Origin of the sequence: Allochromatium humboldtianum, assembly GCF_013385175.1 — a bacterium.
GTDB classification, from domain to species: domain Bacteria; phylum Pseudomonadota; class Gammaproteobacteria; order Chromatiales; family Chromatiaceae; genus Thermochromatium; species Thermochromatium humboldtianum.
Genome location: NZ_JABZEO010000006.1, coordinates 286,220 through 305,111, shown reverse-complemented (window position 1 = coordinate 305,111; position 18,892 = coordinate 286,220). Strand labels below are relative to the sequence as shown.

Genomic DNA, 18,892 nt, shown 5'->3' with positions numbered 1-18,892 from the left:
CTTCCACCCAACGGTGGCAGGGGTTTTGTTTTGCACGTCTTTCCGCCGTCGATCAGTTTCGACGATGATTTCCATCGAAACATACGATCTCCAATCGTCGCTTCGCCTCTTGCGCGAGATCCGCGAAACACCTAGAGTTTTACTCAACATCAAGCAGGTGCTTCCCCGAAAAACCCTGTCAAAAGTGATGGGAAAATCCTGACTTAAATGCTAGGATAAATCATCGTCTAACTGACTACAGGTATCTCGCCATGGCCAAAGACTTCTCCATACTGCCGACCGGCACGATCGAGGCGTACATCAACAGTGCCTACCAGATTCCTGTTCTGACTCCCGAGGAAGAGCGCTCGTTGGCGGTGCGTCTACGCGACCAGAACGATATGGAGGCCGCCAAGCGTCTGGTGACTTCACATCTGCGCTTCGTGATCCGGATCGCGCGCGGTTATCTGGGTTATGGTCTGCCGTTGCCCGATCTGATCCAGGAAGGCACGGTCGGCTTGATGAAAGCGGTGCGCCGCTTCGAACCCGACATGGGTGTGCGTTTGGTGTCCTTCGCCGTGCACTGGATTCGCGCCGAGATCCACGAATACATCCTGCGCAACTGGCGCATCGTCAAGGTGGCTACCACCAAGGCTCAGCGCAAGCTGTTCTTCAATCTGCGCAGTTCCAAGAAGCGTCTCGGCTGGCTGACCAAGCAGGAAGTGGACGAGGTGGCTGCAGATCTCGGGGTCAAGCCCGAGGTGGTGCTCCAGATGGAGTCGCGGTTGTCCAATCAGGATCTGTCGTTCGACGGACTCGAAGACGATGACGACGATTCGCCGGCCGCACCCTCGACCTATCTGCCCGACGTGCGCATGGAGCCGTCGCGGCTGCTGGAGCATGAGGACACGGATCGCGATCAGCGCGAACGCCTCTATGCGGCTCTCGAAGACCTGGACGATCGGAGCAAGACCATCCTCTTCGAGCGCTGGCTGTCGGAAAAGAAGCAGACGCTGCACGAACTGGCCGAGAAGTTCGGGGTTTCGGCCGAGCGTATCCGCCAGATCGAAAAGAACGCCATGAAGAAGGTGCGTCTACAGCTCGAAGTCTGAGGCGCGACCGCCCAACCCAAAACACGCTTGAGACAGTCTTTATCGATCGTTCCGGACAGAGGTTACAATGCCTCTGTTTCTGGTCGATCGAGCGAGAACCATGAGCGTGAATGTTGGACCGAATTGGGAGTCGGATGGTCGGGATTGGCCGAACCGCGCGTCGAGCGAATTCCTCACGGCGGGTGGATTGCGCTGGCATGTGCAGCGGATGGGGCAGGGGCCGGTGCTGTTGATGCTGCACGGTACGGGTGCGGCGACCCATTCCTGGCGTGATTTCGCGCCCATTCTGGCCAAACACTTCACCCTCATCGCGCCGGATCTTCCGGGGCATGGTTTCACGAGCGCGCCGCCCTATGAGCGGATGTCGCTTCCGGGTATGGCGGGTCTCGTCGGTTCACTCGTGGAGACACTGGGTGTCCAGCCAGAGCTGGTACTCGGACACTCGGCAGGCGCGGCCATTCTGATTCGTGCGCGTCTGGAAGGCCGGATCGAGCCGCGCGGACTCATCAGCCTTAATGGTGCACTGCTGCCCTGGCGCGGTCTGCCGGGGCGTCTGTTCTCGCCCGCCGCCAAGCTCTTCGCCACCAATTCGCTGGTCTCGCGCGCTTTCGCTTTGCGGGCGCGCAACCGTCGTGTCATCGAAGGGCTGATCGACAGCACCGGCTCGACCCTGGATCCGGCCGGCGTGGATCTCTATCAGCGTCTGATCCGGCATCCGTCGCATGTGCGGGCCTCGCTGTCGATGATGGCTAACTGGGATCTGAACCTGATCGAACAGGGCCTGCCGAACCTGGATACGCCCTTCTTCCTGATCGTCGGTGATCAGGATACGACCGTCTCACCGCGTGAGGCGCATCGGGTACGCGCCAATCTGCGCCCGGACGCCAAGCTGTTCGAGCTGCCTGGATTGGGCCATCTGGCGCACGAAGAAAAGCCGCATGAGGTCGCCGAGATCGTGCGCAGGATCGGCGAATGTCTGGGCCTGCTCCAGACGACGGAGAATCGCTGAATTTCCGACTAATCTCAGGGGATGACTCGGAGCCGATCTTGCTATACTGTCAACCTATCTTGACAGTAAGGCAGGTAAACGAACTTGACAGTCGCGGCTTCGCATGTTCCTGGTAGTGTTCAAGGTCGAGGCAAGGCCCATGCGGTCGTCATCGGCAGTGGTTTCGGCGGTCTGGCGGCGGCCGTGCGTCTGGCCGCGCGCGGTTTCCAGGTGACGGTGCTCGAAAAGCTCGACGCCCCCGGCGGTCGGGCCTATGTCCATCAGCGTGACGGCTTTTCGTTCGACGCCGGTCCGACCATCATCACCGCGCCCTTCCTCTTGGAAGAGCTGTGGGAACTCGGTGGCCGGCGTTTCGCAGACGACGTTGATCTGCGCCTGATGGACCCCTTCTATCGCATCCGTTTCGACGACGGTCGGGTCTTCGACTACAGCGGCGACGCCGACAAGGTCAAGGCGCAGATCGCTGAGTATTCGCCCGCTGATGTCGAAGGCTATGACCGCTTCATGGCCATGAGCGAGAAGGTGTTCAAGGTCGGATTCGAGGATCTGGCCCATGTCCCCTTCGGCCATTTGACCGACATGCTGCGCATCGTGCCGGACATGGCGATGCTCCAGAGCTATCGCACCGTCTATGGGATGGTGTCGAGCTATATCAAAGATCCCTTCATCCGTCAGGTGCTGTCCTTCCATCCGCTGCTGATCGGCGGTAATCCCTTCACCGTCACCTCGATCTATGTCCTCATCTCGTTCCTGGAGCGCAAGTGGGGCGTACATTCGGCGATGGGCGGCACCGGCGCCGTGGTCAAGGGCCTGGTGAATCTGGTCGAAGGGCAGGGCACCGAGATCCGCTACAACGCCGAGGTCGAGCGCATCCTGACCCGAAACGGCAAGGCCACCGGCGTGCGTCTGGCCTCGGGCGAGGAGATCGCCGCCGATGTGGTCGTCTCCGACGTCGATCCGGCGACCACCTACGGCAAGCTGATGGCCGAGCATCCGCGCAAGCGCTGGACCGATCGCAAGATCGAACGCTCGCACTTCTCCAATGGGCTGTTCGTCTGGTACTTCGGCACCAAGCGCCAGTACCCCGACGTCAAGCACCATACCATTCTGCTCGGCCCCCGTTACAAGGAGCTGATCCAGGACATCTTCAAGCACAAGACGCTCGCCGAGGACTTCAGTCTCTATCTGTACCGTCCGACGGCGACCGATCCGAGCTTGGCGCCCGAGGGCTGCGATGCCTTCTACGCCCTGGCGCCGGTGCCGCATCTCGGCGGCGATGCCGATTGGGAGGTTCAGGCCGAACCCTATCGCGCCCGGATCGCCAAGTATCTGAGCGATTCGATCCTGCCCGGACTGGAGGATCAGATCGCGACCTCGCTCGTCACGACGCCCCTGGACTTCAAGCATCGCTTGAACTCCCATCTGGGCGCCGGTTTCAGTCTCGAACCCATCTTGATGCAGAGTGCGTGGTTCCGCCCGCACAACAAGAGCGAAGAGGTGGAACATCTTTATCTGGTCGGCGCGGGGACGCATCCGGGCGCGGGTGTGCCTGGTGTCATCTCTTCCGCGCGAGTCCTCGACAGGGTGGTGCCCGATGCCTCAACTTTCGTCTGATCATAATTACACCAAGAAGACGCATGCGACGGCGGCCGACATCGCCGCCTGTCGCGAGCTGTTGCGCTGCGGCTCGCGGTCGTTCTATGCCGCCTCCTTCCTGCTACCGGCGCGCTTCCGTGACCCGGCGATGGCGCTCTATGCCTTCTGCCGTATCGCCGATGACGCGATCGACTGCGTCGGCGACGATCCGGTGCTCCAGGCCGAGGCGCTGGAGATGCTCAACGACCGGCTCGACCGGCTCTATGCCGGCACGCCGATCGACGATCCGATCGACCGCGCCCTGGCCGACGTGGTGCGCGACTTCGCCATGCCCAAGCGCTTGCTGGAGGCGCTGTTCGAGGGCTTCGAGTGGGATGCCGAGGGGCGGCGCTACGAGGATCTGTCCGGGGTCTACGACTATTCGGCGCGCGTCGCCGGTACGGTCGGGGCCATGATGGCGGCGCTGATGGGCGCGCGTTCGGAAGAAATGGTCGCGCGCGCCTGTGATCTGGGCGTGGCGATGCAAATCACCAACATCTGCCGCGACGTCGGCGAGGACGCGCGTAACGGGCGCATCTATCTGCCGTTGTCCTGGGTGCGCGAGGCGGGCGTCGATCCGGACGAGTGGCTGAAGAATCCGGTGTTCAACGAGGCGATTGCCTCGGTGGTCCAGCGTCTGCTCCAGACCGCCGACGAACTCTATCAGCGCTCGGATGCCGGCATCGCCGGTCTGCCGCTCGGCTGTCGCGCTGGGATCAATGCCGCGCGCTATCTCTATGCCGAGATCGGGCGTCAGGTCGAGCGCCAGGGGCTGGATTCGATCACGCAACGTGCCGTGGTACCAGCGCCGCGCAAGCTGCAACTGCTCGCGCCCATCCTGGGCCGCGCGGTCGTGAGTGCGCGTCCCGTCGATGCGCCCGCGCTGGAGGAAACACGTTTCCTCGTCGAAGCCGTGGTCGCCGAGACACCGCAACGCACCCCGACAGGCGTCGGCGAACGTGTGATTTGGGTACTAGAATTGTTTCAGCAACTCGAGGAGCGCGAGCGCGCTGCCTTGAGTGTTCGCTGATCCCCGAGTCTGCGCGAACCGCGCCTGATCAGGGTCTCATTCGACTCCCGATTCGGTCGCATCCTGATCGTTTACGAAATGAAATCGAGGTTTCCATGCCTGGGAAACCTGGGAGTCGATATGTGGCTACCGACGCCACTCTATGAGGGGCTGCCTTACTCTGCCGTCGTCATCGGCAGCGCCTGCATCATTGGAGCGATCAACGCCCTGATGATCGTCTCCGGGGTGTTGCTCGTGCTCTGTGGCGGGGTGATCTTGAAACTGCGTCACGACTACCGGGCCGCGAACCGGTTGATCGAGATCCAGCGTGCCAAGTCGCCCGTGCGGCGTCGGCGTTCGCGTCGAGTCGTGCAACTGGACTTGGAGGCCGATGGCCTCTGAGGTCGTTGGTGGCCGAGTGGGGGAGCTTGAATCCACTCGGCCGCCTTTTGCGGACTGTCGTGCACGGCCTCAGCGTTTGACGCGGGGCATGCGGAACGGCAGCAACACCTTCACCCATTGCGTGCTGAAACGGTCCAGACACAGGCTCTCGTGGACCGAGGTGGCGCGTCGTCCCAGCAGCCGCGTCTCGACCACCGAGCGCGCGTAGAAGGGCGTATCCTCCAGCGTCGCGACCACTCGCGGCTCGTCGCCTGCCTCGCACTGAATCCCACGCTCGATACGCCAGACGCTGGTCGTCGGCAGCGGTGCGCGTGGCGGCAGCGCGAATTCGTCGACCTCGGCATTGGCATCGAAGCGCAGCGCCAGGTGTGCGCCCTGATCATCCCGCGCGCGGGTGTCATAGAGGATCGCCGCCTCGTGCTTCAGTTCGGCGCGCGACCAGTCCCAGCCCTGAAACGCCCGTTCCACGGGTTCCGAACCCCGGTTGGAATCCAGATAGCCCGTGCCCTTCCAGCTCAGGCCGGGATGCGTGAAGTCGACCTCGACCCGCGCCAGCGGTGCGATCGGCCACCAGCGATGGCGCCCGGCGGCATCGAGCGCGAAGTCACGCCCATTGATCCCGGTCGGATGGACGCGCACCTTGCCGCGCAGACGCGAGGGAATGGGCGTGCTGATCTCGTCGATGTCGATGACCAGGGCGTCGCCTTCCCAATGCACATGGCTGGGACCGATGACCAGATTGGTGCGGTCGCGTTGCAGGGCGGCGCGTCCGCGCTCGGTCATGGCCCAGCGCTTGCCCCGGCGTCCGTAGAGGGCGACGTTGAGCGCGCAGTGATCGAGCGGATCGGCATTGCCGCGCTGACGCGACCAGGCATAGTAGGGCGAAAAGACGCTGCCGAGCATGGCGATCAGGGTCAGTCCGTACTGCTCGTCGTCGCTCAGGGCATCGACGTACCACCAGGCATAGCCGTCGTTGTCGACGCTCAGGTCGAACGCCGGTCCGCGAGCAACGCCTCCGCCGCCAGTCGACCCGACATCGCCGCCATGGGGATGCCCGCGCCCGGATGCGTGCTCCCGCCCGCCAGATAGAGTCCCGGAATCCTGGTGCGCGAGGCTGGACGCGAGAACGACGCCTTCCAGCCGTGGGTCGCCTGACCATAGAGCGCGCCGCCCGTGGCCGGAAAGCGCTGTTCGAACTCCACGGGCGTGGTCATCACCATCCGTTCGGGGTCGCGTCGGACCCTCAGGCCACAGTGCTCCAGGCGTGAGAATACCCGTTGCTCGCATTGCTCGATCTCCACTGCATCGAAGTCGTGTCGGTCGCCCCGCGGCGGGGCGTTCAAGAGTAAGAAGAGGCGTTCGGGGCCGTTCAGCGTTCCGTTGCCGTCGGTGCCGCGATCCTGGGCGCAGACATAGACGGTACCGTCGCGCGGCAGGCGTCCCTGGCCGAAGATGTCTTTGAACTCGGAGGCATAGTCACGTCCGAAGAAGACATTGTGCCGGGCCAGCGGAAAACCCTCGGTCTCGGCGCTCAGACACCAGGTCAGGGCCGAGAGCGAACGGCGTTCGGGCGTCAGGGGCGGGATCGCGCGGCGGACCTCGGCGCCGAGACGACCGCCGGTCAGGGCCGCCGGGTCGGCATTGACCACGACCGAATCGGCCGCGATCTGCTCACCATCGGCCAGACTCACGCCGCGCACACCGCCATGCCGGGCGATGATGCCCGTGACATCGCGTCCGTATTCGATGGTCGCGCCCAGTCCCTCGGCGAGCTGCGCCAGCACCTGTGCGACCCGGTGCATCCCGCCGACCACCGACCACACGCCTTCCTGCTCGACATGGGCGATCAGCATCAGCGTGGCCGGCGCCATGAAGGGCGAGGAACCGCAATAGGTCGAATAGCGCCCGAAGAGCTGACGTAGACGCTCGTCCTTGAAATAGGTTCCGAGCATGTCCCAGAGACTGTCGTAGGGCCGCACGCCGCGCAGATTGCCCAGCCCGCTCAGACCGCAGCGCCCCATGAGCCCCATCAGACTCGGGCGCGAGGCGCGGATGAAGGTCGGGTCCAGGGTCGTGTAGATGGTGCGCGCCTGTTCGCAGAAGGCGCGATAGCCGCGCGCCTCGGCCGCGCCGGCGAAGTCGCCGATGGCCTCGATGCTGCGCTCGTGGTCGGCGTGGAGATCCAGCCGCTCCTGCTCGCTCCAGGCATGGCGTGCTATGATCGACAGCGGTTCCAGTTCGAGATGCTCGTCGAGCCGCGCGCCGGCCGCTTCGAAGATGTCCTCGAAGATCCAGCGCATGGTGAAGACGGTCGGGCCGGCGTCGATGCGGTGCGGACCGACCGCGACCTCGCGCATCTTGCCGCCGGGCGCCTCGGCACGTTCGAGCACCCGGACCTGGAGGCCGCGCGCGGCGAGTTGGATGGCTGTCACCAGTCCGCCAACGCCCGCACCAATGACAATCACTTGTTTATCCGGCATCAGAACCATGACTCCCACGATTCGCGTTGACGTGTCGGGTATTGATGTCTATTGTACATGACACTCCTGAGTGTCAACTCACCTTTACATATTGACCACTGATCGAGGTTTGCCGGGGGATCACTGATGGATGCCACAACGAGAATCGAGCAGGCATTGGCCGCTGCCATAGACACCGTGGCCGTCCCCGGCTGTCCTCCGCGTCTGGCCGAGGCCGTGCGGCATTCGGTCTTCCCCGGCGGTGCGCGCGTGCGTCCGCGGCTGTGTCTGGCCGTCGCCGCCGCCTGCGGAAGCAAGGATTACGCAGCGGCGGATGCGGCCGGCGTGGCCATCGAACTGCTGCACTGTGCCTCGCTGGTGCATGACGACCTGCCCTGTTTCGACGACTCACCGCTGCGTCGTGGCGTGCCCTCGGTGCATCGCGCCTTCGGCGAGCCGCTGGCGGTGCTGGCGGGTGATGCGCTCATCATCCTCGCCTTCGAGCATCTGGCACGCGCCCTGGCCGACTCGCCCGAGCGTCTGGCGCCGCTGCTGCTGACCATCAGCCGCTCGGTCGGGATGCCGCACGGCATCACCGCCGGTCAGGCCTGGGAGTGCGAGCCGCAGGTCACGGTCGAGGAATACCATCGCGCCAAGACCGGGTCGCTGTTCACGGCGGCGACGGCGGCCGGTGCGCTGGTTGCGGGCGCGGACGCTGAGGCTTGGAGCATCGTCGGCGACAAGATCGGTGAAGCCTATCAGGTCGCTGACGATCTGCGCGACGTGGCCGCCAGTGCCCAGGAAGTCGGCAAGCCGGTCGGACGCGATGCCGTGCTCAACCGGCCCAGTGCAGCGGGCGAGCTGGGCATCGACGGCGCCATTGCGCGTCTGCGCGGTCTGGTCACGGGCGCCATCGACGCGATTCCGGCCTGTCCGGGGCGCGATCAGTTCGCCGAAGTGCTGATGGCCGAGTCGCGCCGCATCATGCCCAAGGATCTGGCCCAGCGCGCGGCCTGAGTGCCCGTTCCCCACACTGACACGGGCCGCCGTGATCGGCGGTCCGCTCGGCTCCATCGGTAGTGACATCCGTGCGGCTTCCCGAACCCCTGCTGGCCCTGCGTAATCGTGTGCTCTCCAAGCCCGAGTTTCAACGTTGGGCCTCGATCTTTCCGTTGACCCGTCCGCGCGCCCAGCGTCGCGCGCGTGAGCTGTTCGATATCGTCGCCGGTTTCGTCTACTCGCAGATTCTGCAAGCCTGCGTGCAGGTGCGGCTGTTCGAGATCCTGGCCGAGGGGACGCAGTCGGTCGATGAACTGGCGCCGCGTCTCGGGCTGCCGGTCGAGGGCGCGCGGCGGCTGCTGCGCGCGGCGGCGAGTCTGGAGCTGGCCGAGGCGCGCGGCGGGGATCGCTATGCGCTCGGCGAGCTGGGCGCGGCCATGGTCGGCAATCCGGGCATCGCGGCCATGGTCGAGCATCACGCCATGGCCTATGCCGATCTCAAAGACCCGGTGGCCCTGTTGCGTGGCGAGTTGCCTCAGCGCGCGTTGCAGGGCTATTGGGCCTATGTCGGCACCGAGGCGCCGGCGGCGGCAGGCGAACAGGCGGTCAGCGGCTACAGCGAGCTGATGGCCCAGTCACAACGTCTGATCGCCGACGACGTGCTCGATGCCTATTCGCTCCAGGGGCATCGCTGTCTGCTCGACGTGGCCGGCGGCGACGGCACCTTTCTGGTCACGGCCGCCAAGCGCTGGCCGCATCTGCGCGTGATCCTGTTCGACCTGCCGGCGGTGGCCGAGCGGGCGCGGGCGCGTTTCCAGCGCGAAGGGCTGGGCGATCGGGCGACGGCGATTGGCGGTGATGTGCGGCGCGATCCGCTGCCCGAGGGAGCGGATGTCGTCTCGCTGGTGCGGGTGCTGCACGATCACGACGATCACGACGCGCCGAACTTCGCGCGCGCGGCCTGTCAAACGCTGCCCGAGGGCGGGCGGCTGCTGGTGGCCGAACCCATGTCGGGCACGCCGGGGGCCGAGCCGATCGGAGATGCCTATTTCGGGTTCTATCTGCTCGCCATGGGCAGCGGTCGGCCGCGCACGCCGGCTGAGCTGACCGAAATGCTGCTCGGGGTCGGCTTCGATCGGGTACGCCAGATCCGCACCATTCGGCCCATGCTCACGCAGTTGCTGGTGGCTCAACGGGCCTGACCGCTGGAAAAACCCTGCTGATTCCGTCTATTGCTTGCTACCGTCCCACGGTATTTTTCGACTCGCACCCAACTTCCGCTAAACTGTCGGATCTTTCAGATTCAACCCGTCCGAGAGATCGCCTTGAACCCAGATATGCCGAATCTCGAAGCCCTGGCCGTCGTCCTCGAAGCGCCCGAGCGGCTGGCGCTGCAACGCTTGCCGCTCACCCCGCCCGAGGCCGGCGATGTCGTCGTCGATATGGAATGGAGCGGGATCAGCACCGGAACCGAGCGCCTGCTGTGGTCGGGCACCATGCCGCCTTTCCCCGGCATGGGTTATCCGCTGGTTCCCGGTTATGAATCCGTCGGTCGCGTCAGTTACGCCGGGCCGGACTCCGGTCTGACGGTCGGGCAGCGCGTCTTCGTGCCCGGCGCGCGCTGTTATGGCGAGGTGCGCGGACTGTTCGGCGGCGCGGCCTCGCGTGTCGTCGCGCCGGGTGCGCGCTTGCTGCCGGTGCCCGAGTCGCTCGGCGAGCAGGGCGTGCTGCTGGCGCTGGCGGCGACCGCCTATCATGCCATCGCGGCACCGGCGGCCAGTACGCCGGCGCATGCCGCCCTGCGGGCCGAGTCCTCGGCGAGCGCCACGGCTTCCAGTGCATCCGCGAGTTCCGTGGCGACGGCTGACGTCGGCGCCGCGCCTGCCCCCCATGTCGAGCTGATCGTCGGTCACGGCGTGCTCGGACGGCTACTGGCGCGCATCGCGGCGCTGGGCGAGGGCACCCGCCCGGTGGTGTGGGAGACCAACCCGGTGCGTCACAGTGGCGCCGAGGGCTATGGCTACGACGTCATGCTCCCCGACGACGACCCGCGTCGCGACTATCGCACCATCTGCGACATGAGCGGCGACGCCCGTATCCTCGACAGCCTGGTCGCGCGGCTGGCGCGCGGCGGCGAGATCGTGCTCGGCGGTTTCTATCACGAGCCGGTCAGCTTCACCTTCCCACCGGCCTTCATGCGTGAGGCGCGCTTCCGCATCGCCGCCGAGTTCCAGCCGTCCGATCTGGCGGCGGTGCGCGACCTGCTCGACTCGGGCCGACTCTCGCTCGACGGGCTCATCACCCATTGCGTCCCCGCGACCGAGGCGGACTCTGCCTATCGCACCGCCTTCGGTGATCCGAGCTGCCTGAAGATGATCCTCGATTGGAGAACGCTTTCGTGACTGTATCCGTCAACATCCCCGCGCCGAGCGCACCCTCGCTCAAGCAGACCCAGATCATCGCCATCTATGGCAAGGGCGGAATCGGCAAGAGCTTCACGCTCGCCAATCTGTCCTACATGATGGCGCAACAGGGCAAGAAGGTGCTCCTGATCGGCTGCGATCCGAAGAGCGACACCGCCACGCTGCTGTTCGGCGGTCGCAACTGTCCGACCATCCTCGGCGTCTCCAGCGAAAAGAAGAAGGCCGGCGATCAGGTCACGATCAGCGACATCTGTTTCAAGCGCGACGGCGTGTTTGCGATGGAACTCGGCGGACCCGAGGTCGGGCGCGGCTGTGGCGGGCGCGGCATCATCCACGGCTTCGAGCTGCTGGAAGGGCTGGGCTTCCATGAATGGGACTTCGACTATGTGCTGCTCGACTTCCTGGGCGACGTGGTGTGCGGCGGCTTCGGGCTGCCGATCGCACGCGATCTGTGCCAGAAGGTCATCATCGTCGGCTCGAACGATCTCCAGTCGCTCTATGTCGCCAACAACGTCTGTTCGGCGGTCGAATACTTCCGGGGTCTGGGCGGCAATGTCGGCGTGGCCGGCATGGTGATCAACAAGGACGACGGCACAGGCGAGGCGCAGGCGTTCGCCGCCGCCGCCGGGATTCCGATCCTGGCGACCATTCCGGCGCATGAGGAGATCCGGCGCAAGAGTGCCAACTACGAGATCATCGGGCGTCCGGACGGTCCCTGGGGGCCGCTGTTCGAATCCCTGGCCGGCCATGTCGCCGAGGCCCCGCCGGTGCGTCCCAAGCCGCTGGCGCACGAGGCGCTGCTGGATCTGTTCAAGGGCGATCAGGTCGGGCGGCATGTGGTGCTGGAGCCGGCGCGTCCCGAGGACATGAGCGACATTTCGGCGAGCGTCAAGCCGTCGCTCGAAGTCGTCTACGACGACGTTTGATCCGGGGAGGGACAGTCGATGGTTCAGGAATCTTCTACCGGGTGCGCCACTGCCGGCGAGCGTGCGCGTGGGCCGCACGATCAGCCGCAGACCATGTGTCCGGCGTTTGGGGCGCTGCGTGTCGGGTTGCGGATGCGCCGCACGGCGATGGTGCTGGTCGGCTCGGGCTGCTGTGTCTATGGGCTGAGTTTCACCGCGCACTTCTATGGCGCGCGGCGCTCGATCGGCTATGTGCCCTTCGACTCCGAGTCGCTGGTCTCGGGGCGGCTGTTCGAGGAGGCGCGCGAGGCGGTGCTCAAGCTCGCCGATCCCGACAAGCTCGATACCATCGTCGCGATTAATCTGTGCGTGCCGACGGCCTCGGGCGTGCCGTTGCGGTTGCTGCCCAAGGAGCTGAACGGGGTGCGGATTCTGGGCATCGATGTGCCTGGGTTCGGGACGCCGACCCATGCGGAGGCGAAGGATGTGCTGGCTGGGGCGATGCTTCAGTATGCGCGTCTGGAGGCCGAGCAGGGGCCGGTGCAGGCGCCGCGCGGGGGGCGCAGTGAGCGTCCGACCGTGACCTTGTTGGGTGAGATGTTCCCGGCCGATCCGGTCGGGATTGGGATGATGCTCGATCCGCTGGGGCTGGCGGTCGGGCCTGTGGTGCCGACGCGCGAATGGCGTGAGCTGTATGCGGCGCTCGATTGTGCGGCGGCGGCGGCGATCCATCCGCAGTATCAGGCCAGTGCGCGTGAGTTTGCGGCGGCGGGGCGGCCGGTGGTCGGTTCGGCGCCGGTCGGGCGCGATGGGACGGCGGCCTGGCTGGATGCGATCGGGCAGGCGTGCGGGATTGCGCAGGATAAGGTCGATGCGGCGAAGAACAAGTTTTTGCCGGCGATCGGTGGGGCGTTGGCGGCGATGCCGATCAAGGGGCGGGTGATCGTCTCGGGCTATGAGGGATCGGAGTTGCTGGTGGCGCGGTTGCTGATCGAGTCGGGGGCGACTGTGCCCTATGTGGGGACGGCCTGTCCGCGCACGCCTTGGAATGAGGCGGATCTGGCGTGGTTGGAGGAGCGCGGGGTGCCGGTGCAGTTCCGGGCGTCGCTGGAGCAGGATCTGGCGGCGGTCGAGTCGCTGGAGCCGGATTTGGCGATCGGGACGACGCCTGTGGTGCAGGCGGCGAAGGAGCGGCAGATTCCGGCGTTGTATTTCACGAATCTGATTTCGGCGCGTCCGTTGATGGGGCCGGCGGGGGCGGGGTCGTTGGCGCAGGTCATCAATGCGGCGCTGGCGAATAAGGAGCGGTTTGCCACCATGCGCGCCTTCTTCGAGGGCGTGGGGGAGGGCGAGACCAGTGGGGTTTGGCCGGTGATGCCGGTTAGGCGTGGGACGGCTGGGCGTGCAGCGGTTAAGGCGGTGTAGTTGTAAACTGAGAGATAGGGTGTTTGCTGTGATGCACAATTTCGTTGGCTGAGCCGTGTGTGGCTAATCTGACGAAATTGTGTTTTCAACCTTAAATTAAATTTATATGTTTTCGTTCAGGAGCACTTATGAAATCAGTTATTGTGCGAAACAAAGACGCCCTTAAAGCGGCGCTGCAGGGGGATGCAGCAGAGATTGTCGTAGATGATGCAAGGCTTATTAAACAACTACGCGCGATTCGACGGTTACGAAAAGCTGGGCCTATCGCAATAGGTGTAGTTATAGCAGCAATACCCTTGATTCCAGTTACAGGTGGGGCAAGTCTACCTGTCGGAATGGTTGGAGTCATGGGCGCATCTGCTTTTCCTGTTTCAGCAAGTGTCATAGGATTAAGCATTGCCATTGGAGGGATCATTGTGATTGGGATTCTTACTGATTGGGAGGAGGTCGAAGTAGCTGGGGTGTTTAAGCTCAGAAGAAAATCAAAATAAACGCCTCTTTATTTTGGTGGCTAAGCTGGAGTTTGGGATAAACCGAGACAGCCCACATTTTTCCTTCGTCACCACATTCTACATCGGCTGAGATAAAAGTCGAACTCAAGCCGCAAGCCGTCAAGGATAGGACTTTCATGGCCATTGAAACTGAAACATGCGCACTTCGGGCTTGGGTAGGCGGCCGCGTCATTTTCCTCGAATTGACCGATGAAAGAATCATCGGCTTTCCCACAGGCAGGTTCAGAATTTTTCGGGCCGCATCAAACGACGAACTCAAAAAAATCACGCTGGAACTTAACGGCTATGCGCTGCGCAGAGTTTGATGAAAATATCATGGTCAAAGGTATCGTCGTAGCTGGTCATTTTCAGCTGCCGCTGCCTGGAAAAGCCGCATAGAGCCGAAATATAAAAAGCTGGTTCCAAATTTTTTGTCGCAACCGCAATTCGAGAATTTCGAGCATTTCGAAAAATCAATATCTTTAATTTGGGTGATTTTTGTAACAAGCGCGCGGAAGATGAGTCCGTATTCTAAAGTGAAAATTGTCAAGGTCGATAGTGAAAGTTTGCCTATTTATTTGAACTTGTGCCAAAGCTACGAGGGGGAGTTTTCGGCTATTACCGACAAAAAGCCGGGCAAAAATGGTCTGTTCGAGCTGGATACTCAGATTGGCGGAAATGTGCTTGGCTACTTGCTTTATGAGAAAAAATCGCCGATCGGCCTTGCCGCTGTGAAAGCAAAATCAGGCGGACAGTGCTTCGAGGTCTGTGAGTTTTATGTTGTTCCAAGTTTCAGGAAGCAGGCGCTAGGGAAGCGGTTCGCCATCGAGATATTCAAAATGCACCAAGGCCGTTGGGAGATCAAGCAAATCAGCGGTGCTGAGTACGCCACTGAATTCTGGCGGAAGACGGTTGGCGAGTTTACCGGAAACAATTTCCAGGAAGATCTCTATCAGGACGAATATTGGGGGCAGGTGGTCAGGCAGCAATTTTTATCGGCTGGCTCCTGATCTGGCAGCAGAGCTTTTGAAAGCTTGATGTTTTCTCTCGATCCAGTGCCACTTTATCAGCCCAACCGCTGTAGCGCTGACTGAGTGCAGTTTAGCGAATTAGGGCGCGAAACTGCTTTTTTACAGATTCATCCTCACTCGTCAATCCAAAATTTTCCTAACTCCCACCTGAAGTATAACCCCTTCGCTTTTCGCTTGGTTGCAGAATTGAGGCGCTTTTTTCTAAAGGTCTTTCAATGCCGACAATTTCAATGTTTTATGGGGTCATCATTCGGATGTACTTCGCACTGAACGAGCATCCGCCGCCACATTTTCATGTGTATTACGCCGAGTTCAAGGCGTTGGTTGATATACGGACTTGCGAGATCGTGGAAGGAAATTTGCCGAAGAAGCAAGCGAAGCTGGTTCTTGCTTGGGCAGAGCTGCACCAAGATGAATTGATGGCGAATTGGAGTCTTGTCATGAATGGTGAAGAGCCATTCAAAATTCAACCTCTTCAGTAAGAGGCGGCTATGTATCCTTCGGTAACCAAAGTAGAGCCAAGAAAAAACCATCAGTTATACATTGAATTTGATAATAACGAATGTGGAATATTGGATATAAAGCCGTATCTGAATTTTGGAGTATTTTCTAAGCTGCGCGATGAAGCAGCATTTTCAAATGTCAGAGTTTCTTTTGACACTGTTGAGTGGAGTAATGGCGTAGATTTGGATCCGCATTTCGTTTATGAAAAATGCGTCAAGTGCGCAGAAAGCTGAACGCGCCAAGGATATCCATACATTTTTTCCATAAGGCCTGCGCAACTCTCAACTCCCTGCTGGAGGAGGAACTCCCCGAATGCTGATCAACGACCTCGACCGCGCGGGCGGTTACTGGGGCTCCGTCTATGTCTTCACCGCCATCAAAGGCTTGCAGGTGATCATCGACGGGCCGGTGGGCTGCGAAAACCTGCCCGTGACGGCCGTGCTGCACTACACCGACGGCCTGCCGCCGCACGAACTGCCGGTCGTCGTGACCGGACTGGGCGAGGAAGAACTCGGCCAGAGCGGCACCGAGCAGGCCATGCGCCGCGCCTTCGAGACCCTCGACCCCAAACAACCGTCCGTCGTCGTCACCGGCTCGATCGCCGAAATGATCGGCGGCGGCGTCACGCCCGAAGGCACCGGCATCGTGCGCTTCCTGCCGCGCACCATCGACGAAGACCAGTGGCAGAGCGCCAACCGCGCCATCTACTGGCTCTGGACCCAATACGGCCAGAAGAAGGGCGCCACCAAGAGCAAACCCAAACCACGCGCCGCCGGCGACAAACCGCGCGTCAACATCATCGGCCCCATGTACGGCACCTTCAACATGCCCTCGGATCTGGCCGAGATCCGACGCCTGGTCGAAGGCATCGGCGCCGAAGTCAACCTGAGCTTCCCGCTCGGCAGTCATCTTGACGACGTGCCCCGGCTCGCCGACGCCGACGCCAACATCTGTCTCTATCGCGAGTTCGGCCGCACCCTGTGCGAGGCCCTGGACAAACCCTATCTCCAGGCCCCGATCGGACTGCACAGCACTACCAAATTCCTGCGCGCCCTCGGCGAAATCCTCGGACTCGACCCCGAGCCCTTCATCGAGCGCGAAAAGCACACCACCATCAAACCGATCTGGGATCTGTGGCGCTCGGTGACGCAGGACTTCTTCGGCACCGCCAGCTTCGGCGTCTCCGCCAGCGAGACCTACAGCCGCGGTCTGCGCCATTTCCTCGAAGACGAGCTGGGCCTGCCCTGCAACTTCGCCTTCGCCCGCCGCCCCGGCGTCAAGATCGACAACGACGCCATCCGCGCCGCCGTCCATGAAAAACCCCCGCTGATCCTCTTCGGCAGCTACAACGAGCGCATGTATCTGACCGAGAAGGGCGCACGCGCCACCTACATCCCGGCGTCTTTCCCCGGCACCGTGATCCGGCGCCACACCGGCACACCCTTCATGGGCTACGCCGGCGCGACCTATCTGGTGCAGGAAGTCTGCAACGCCCTGTTCGACGCGCTCTTCCACATCATCCCGCTCGGCACCGAGCTGGATAAGGTCGAGGCCACGCCAGCGCGCATGCACCGCGAGCTGCCCTGGGACGAGGACGCCCGCGCGCGCTTCGATGCCATCGTCGAGTCTCAGCCGGTGCTGGTGCGCATCTCCGCCGCCAAGCGGTTGCGCGATGCCGCCGAGCGCGCTGCACGCACCGCCGGCGAGGAGCGGGTGACGGTCGCACGGGTCGAAACCACCCAGTCGACCCTGATTTAGTTGATCCAGCGCAATTGAGGTGTAAATGTAGATTGACATTCGTGTCAGTCAAGCTAGACTGACACCTCGAATCCAGCCCCCCCAGCGGCGATCCGAAGACCAGACGCAGCGGTCGAGATCGAGACGGGGGGCGGCAGGCTTCAGAAATCGACGCTCAGCCCCGGCAAATCGCTTCAAGCGCACGTCGGGACTGGATCGAGCAGAATTTGACGGATCCCCGGCACGGGATCCGGTCGATGAGAACAAGCCCGTGTGATCGGGTGGCTTCTCGGTCGTGGATGTCGCGATCCACGGCGCCCCCAGGTCGCACGGGCGAGTGCGGCACAAACCAAGGCTTATCTCCAAGATTCGGAGGATTACACAATGGCTACCAACAGCATGACCGGTCTGACCGAGCAAGAAGCACAAGAGTTCCATGGCATCTTCGTGCAGAGCATGACGGCCTTCTTCGGCATCGTCGTCATCGCGCACATCCTCGCCTGGCTGTGGCGCCCCTGGCTGTAATTTTGGGTCGAGTTCAGGCCGCCCCGGCCACTTGACGACTGTTCGAACCCACTCGAATTCACTCTAGGAGAAACTGACGATGTCACCTGATCTTTGGAAAATCTGGCTGCTGGTCGATCCCCGCCGCATTCTGATCGCTGTCTTCGCTTTCCTGACCGTCCTGGGTCTCGCGATCCACATGATCCTGCTGAGCACCGCTGAATTCAACTGGCTCGAAGACGGCGTTCCGGCCGCTACGGTCCAGCAAGTGACGCCTGTCGTTCCCCAACGGTAATCGCGTCCTTGACGGGGGTGGCGGGTCAGTGGGGTTCGTCCGCCAGGTGAACCCCGCCCGCCACCGACAGTGCTCAGAGGAGGCGGCCGTCTCGATGGTGCCTCCCCAGCAGAGGATATTACGATGGCCATGCTCAGTTTTGAGAGAAAATACCGCGTCCGTGGCGGGACGCTGATAGGGGGAGACCTATTCGACTTCTGGGTGGGGCCGTTCTATGTCGGCTTCTTCGGGGTCGCGGGCTTCTTCTTTGCATTGTTGGGTGTGCTCCTGATCGTCTGGGGTGCAACCATCGGTCCAAACGCCGAACTCCAAACCTATAACATCTGGCAGATCAGCATTGCTCCCCCGGATCTGAGTTACGGTTTGGGAATGGCCCCGATGACTGAAGGCGGTCTGTGGCAGATCATCACGATCTGTGCCATCGGCGCGTTCGTCTCCTGGGCACTCCGTGAGGTCGAGATCTGCCGCAAGCTCGGTATCGGCTTCCATATTCCGTTTGCGTTCGCGTTCGCGATCGGCGCCTATCTGGTGCTCGTCGTGGTGCGTCCGATTCTGATGGGCGCCTGGGGCCATGGCTTCCCCTATGGCATCCTCAGCCATCTGGACTGGGTGTCGAATGTGGGGTATCAGTTCCTGCATTTCCATTACAACCCGGCGCACATGCTCGCCATCACCTTCTTCTTCACCAACTGCTTGGCGCTGTCGATGCACGGCTCGCTGATCCTGTCGGTGACCAATCCGCAGAAGGGCGAAGAAGTCAAGACCAGCGAGCACGAGAACACCTTCTTCCGCGATATCGTGGGCTACTCCATCGGCGCACTGGCCATCCATCGTCTGGGTCTGTTCCTGGCCCTGAGCGCGGTGTTCTGGAGCGCGGTCTGTATCGTGATCAGTGGCCCCTTCTGGACGCGCGGTTGGCCGGAATGGTGGAACTGGTGGCTTGAGCTCCCGCTCTGGTAGGATCTAGGAGACT

At 62.5% G+C, this 18,892-nt stretch carries 22 protein-coding genes; 20 read left to right on the top strand and 2 right to left on the bottom strand.

Annotated features, from left to right (window positions below; all coding sequences use genetic code 11):
* From HW932_RS21640 to HW932_RS11390, 6 genes are all read left to right on the top strand, one after another.
* Positions 1-202: hypothetical protein (locus HW932_RS21640; protein WP_222932320.1), on the top strand; the 202-nt coding region annotated here is incomplete at its 5' end.
* A 49-nt stretch (positions 203-251) separates the two neighbouring features.
* Positions 252-1,091, top strand: a complete 840-nt coding sequence (rpoH, locus tag HW932_RS11410) for an RNA polymerase sigma factor RpoH (RefSeq protein WP_176976605.1) — start codon at positions 252-254, stop codon at positions 1,089-1,091.
* Between the two features lie 100 nt (positions 1,092-1,191).
* Positions 1,192-2,100, top strand: a complete 909-nt coding sequence (gene bchO, locus HW932_RS11405; protein ID WP_176976604.1) for an alpha/beta fold hydrolase BchO — start codon at positions 1,192-1,194, stop codon at positions 2,098-2,100.
* An 84-nt stretch (positions 2,101-2,184) separates the two neighbouring features.
* A complete protein-coding gene (locus tag HW932_RS11400) occupies positions 2,185-3,714 on the top strand; it encodes a phytoene desaturase (protein ID WP_176976603.1) in 1,530 nt (509 codons plus the stop codon).
* Positions 3,695-4,765 carry a phytoene/squalene synthase family protein gene (locus HW932_RS11395; RefSeq protein WP_176976602.1) on the top strand — a complete coding sequence of 357 codons (1,071 nt, stop codon included), beginning with the start codon at positions 3,695-3,697 and terminating at the stop codon, positions 4,763-4,765. Before HW932_RS11400 ends, HW932_RS11395 begins: the two co-directional genes overlap by 20 nt.
* Positions 4,766-4,885: 120 nt before the next feature.
* A complete protein-coding gene (locus HW932_RS11390) occupies positions 4,886-5,146 on the top strand; it encodes a hypothetical protein (protein ID WP_176976601.1) in 261 nt (86 codons plus the stop codon).
* 69 nt (positions 5,147-5,215) lie between these two features.
* Here the strand turns inward: HW932_RS11390 and HW932_RS11385 are convergent, their stop codons facing one another.
* Both HW932_RS11385 and crtD read right to left on the bottom strand, forming a co-directional pair.
* Positions 5,216-6,049, bottom strand: a complete 834-nt coding sequence (locus tag HW932_RS11385) for a carotenoid 1,2-hydratase (RefSeq protein ID WP_246296776.1) — start codon at positions 6,047-6,049, stop codon at positions 5,216-5,218.
* Positions 6,050-6,129: 80 nt separating this feature from the next.
* Positions 6,130-7,626, bottom strand: a complete 1,497-nt coding sequence (gene crtD, locus HW932_RS11380) for a 1-hydroxycarotenoid 3,4-desaturase CrtD (protein WP_176976600.1) — start codon at positions 7,624-7,626, stop codon at positions 6,130-6,132.
* A gap of 126 nt (positions 7,627-7,752) precedes the next feature.
* Here crtD and HW932_RS11375 point away from each other — a divergent pair, with 126 nt between their 5' ends.
* The 14 genes from HW932_RS11375 (at position 7,753) to pufL (ending at position 18,879) form a co-directional block, all read left to right on the top strand.
* Positions 7,753-8,622, top strand: a complete 870-nt coding sequence (locus HW932_RS11375; protein ID WP_176976599.1) for a polyprenyl synthetase family protein — start codon at positions 7,753-7,755, stop codon at positions 8,620-8,622.
* Positions 8,623-8,693: 71 nt separating this feature from the next.
* Entirely contained in the window at positions 8,694-9,806 is a 1,113-nt protein-coding gene (locus tag HW932_RS11370) for a methyltransferase (RefSeq protein ID WP_176976598.1), read from the top strand.
* Positions 9,807-9,941: 135 nt separating this feature from the next.
* Positions 9,942-11,006: an alcohol dehydrogenase catalytic domain-containing protein gene (locus HW932_RS11365; RefSeq protein ID WP_176976618.1), complete on the top strand. Its 1,065-nt coding sequence runs from the start codon at positions 9,942-9,944 to the stop codon at positions 11,004-11,006.
* Entirely contained in the window at positions 11,003-11,953 is a 951-nt protein-coding gene (locus HW932_RS11360) for a chlorophyllide a reductase iron protein subunit X (RefSeq protein ID WP_176976597.1), read from the top strand. The genes HW932_RS11365 and HW932_RS11360 overlap by 4 nt, the downstream gene beginning before the upstream one ends.
* Before the next feature lie 18 nt (positions 11,954-11,971).
* Positions 11,972-13,357, top strand: a complete 1,386-nt coding sequence (gene bchY, locus HW932_RS11355; RefSeq protein WP_176976596.1) for a chlorophyllide a reductase subunit Y — start codon at positions 11,972-11,974, stop codon at positions 13,355-13,357.
* Between the two features lie 128 nt (positions 13,358-13,485).
* Positions 13,486-13,848 (top strand): hypothetical protein, encoded by a 363-nt coding sequence (locus tag HW932_RS11350; protein WP_176976595.1) that lies wholly within the window; start codon positions 13,486-13,488, stop codon positions 13,846-13,848.
* Between the two features lie 137 nt (positions 13,849-13,985).
* On the top strand, positions 13,986-14,174 hold the full coding sequence (locus HW932_RS11345; RefSeq protein WP_222932318.1) for a hypothetical protein: 189 nt from the start codon (positions 13,986-13,988) through the stop codon (positions 14,172-14,174).
* Positions 14,175-14,279: 105 nt separating this feature from the next.
* Positions 14,280-14,858 carry a GNAT family N-acetyltransferase gene (locus HW932_RS11340; RefSeq protein WP_246296775.1) on the top strand — a complete coding sequence of 193 codons (579 nt, stop codon included), beginning with the start codon at positions 14,280-14,282 and terminating at the stop codon, positions 14,856-14,858.
* A 236-nt stretch (positions 14,859-15,094) separates the two neighbouring features.
* Positions 15,095-15,361, top strand: a complete 267-nt coding sequence (locus HW932_RS11335) for a DUF4160 domain-containing protein (protein WP_176976594.1) — start codon at positions 15,095-15,097, stop codon at positions 15,359-15,361.
* A gap of 9 nt (positions 15,362-15,370) precedes the next feature.
* Positions 15,371-15,616 (top strand): DUF2442 domain-containing protein, encoded by a 246-nt coding sequence (locus HW932_RS11330; RefSeq protein ID WP_176976593.1) that lies wholly within the window; start codon positions 15,371-15,373, stop codon positions 15,614-15,616.
* 79 nt (positions 15,617-15,695) lie between these two features.
* Complete coding sequence (bchZ, locus tag HW932_RS11325; RefSeq protein WP_176976592.1) at positions 15,696-17,141, top strand: chlorophyllide a reductase subunit Z; 1,446 nt, start codon at positions 15,696-15,698, stop codon at positions 17,139-17,141.
* Positions 17,142-17,504: 363 nt separating this feature from the next.
* Complete coding sequence (gene pufB, locus HW932_RS11320) at positions 17,505-17,645, top strand: light-harvesting antenna LH1, beta subunit (RefSeq protein ID WP_176976591.1); 141 nt, start codon at positions 17,505-17,507, stop codon at positions 17,643-17,645.
* Positions 17,646-17,724: 79 nt separating this feature from the next.
* A complete protein-coding gene (gene pufA / locus HW932_RS11315; protein WP_012971733.1) occupies positions 17,725-17,919 on the top strand; it encodes a light-harvesting antenna LH1, alpha subunit in 195 nt (64 codons plus the stop codon).
* 123 nt (positions 17,920-18,042) lie between these two features.
* Entirely contained in the window at positions 18,043-18,879 is an 837-nt protein-coding gene (gene pufL, locus HW932_RS11310; RefSeq protein ID WP_012971732.1) for a photosynthetic reaction center subunit L, read from the top strand.
* The last annotated feature ends 13 nt before the right edge of the window (positions 18,880-18,892 follow it).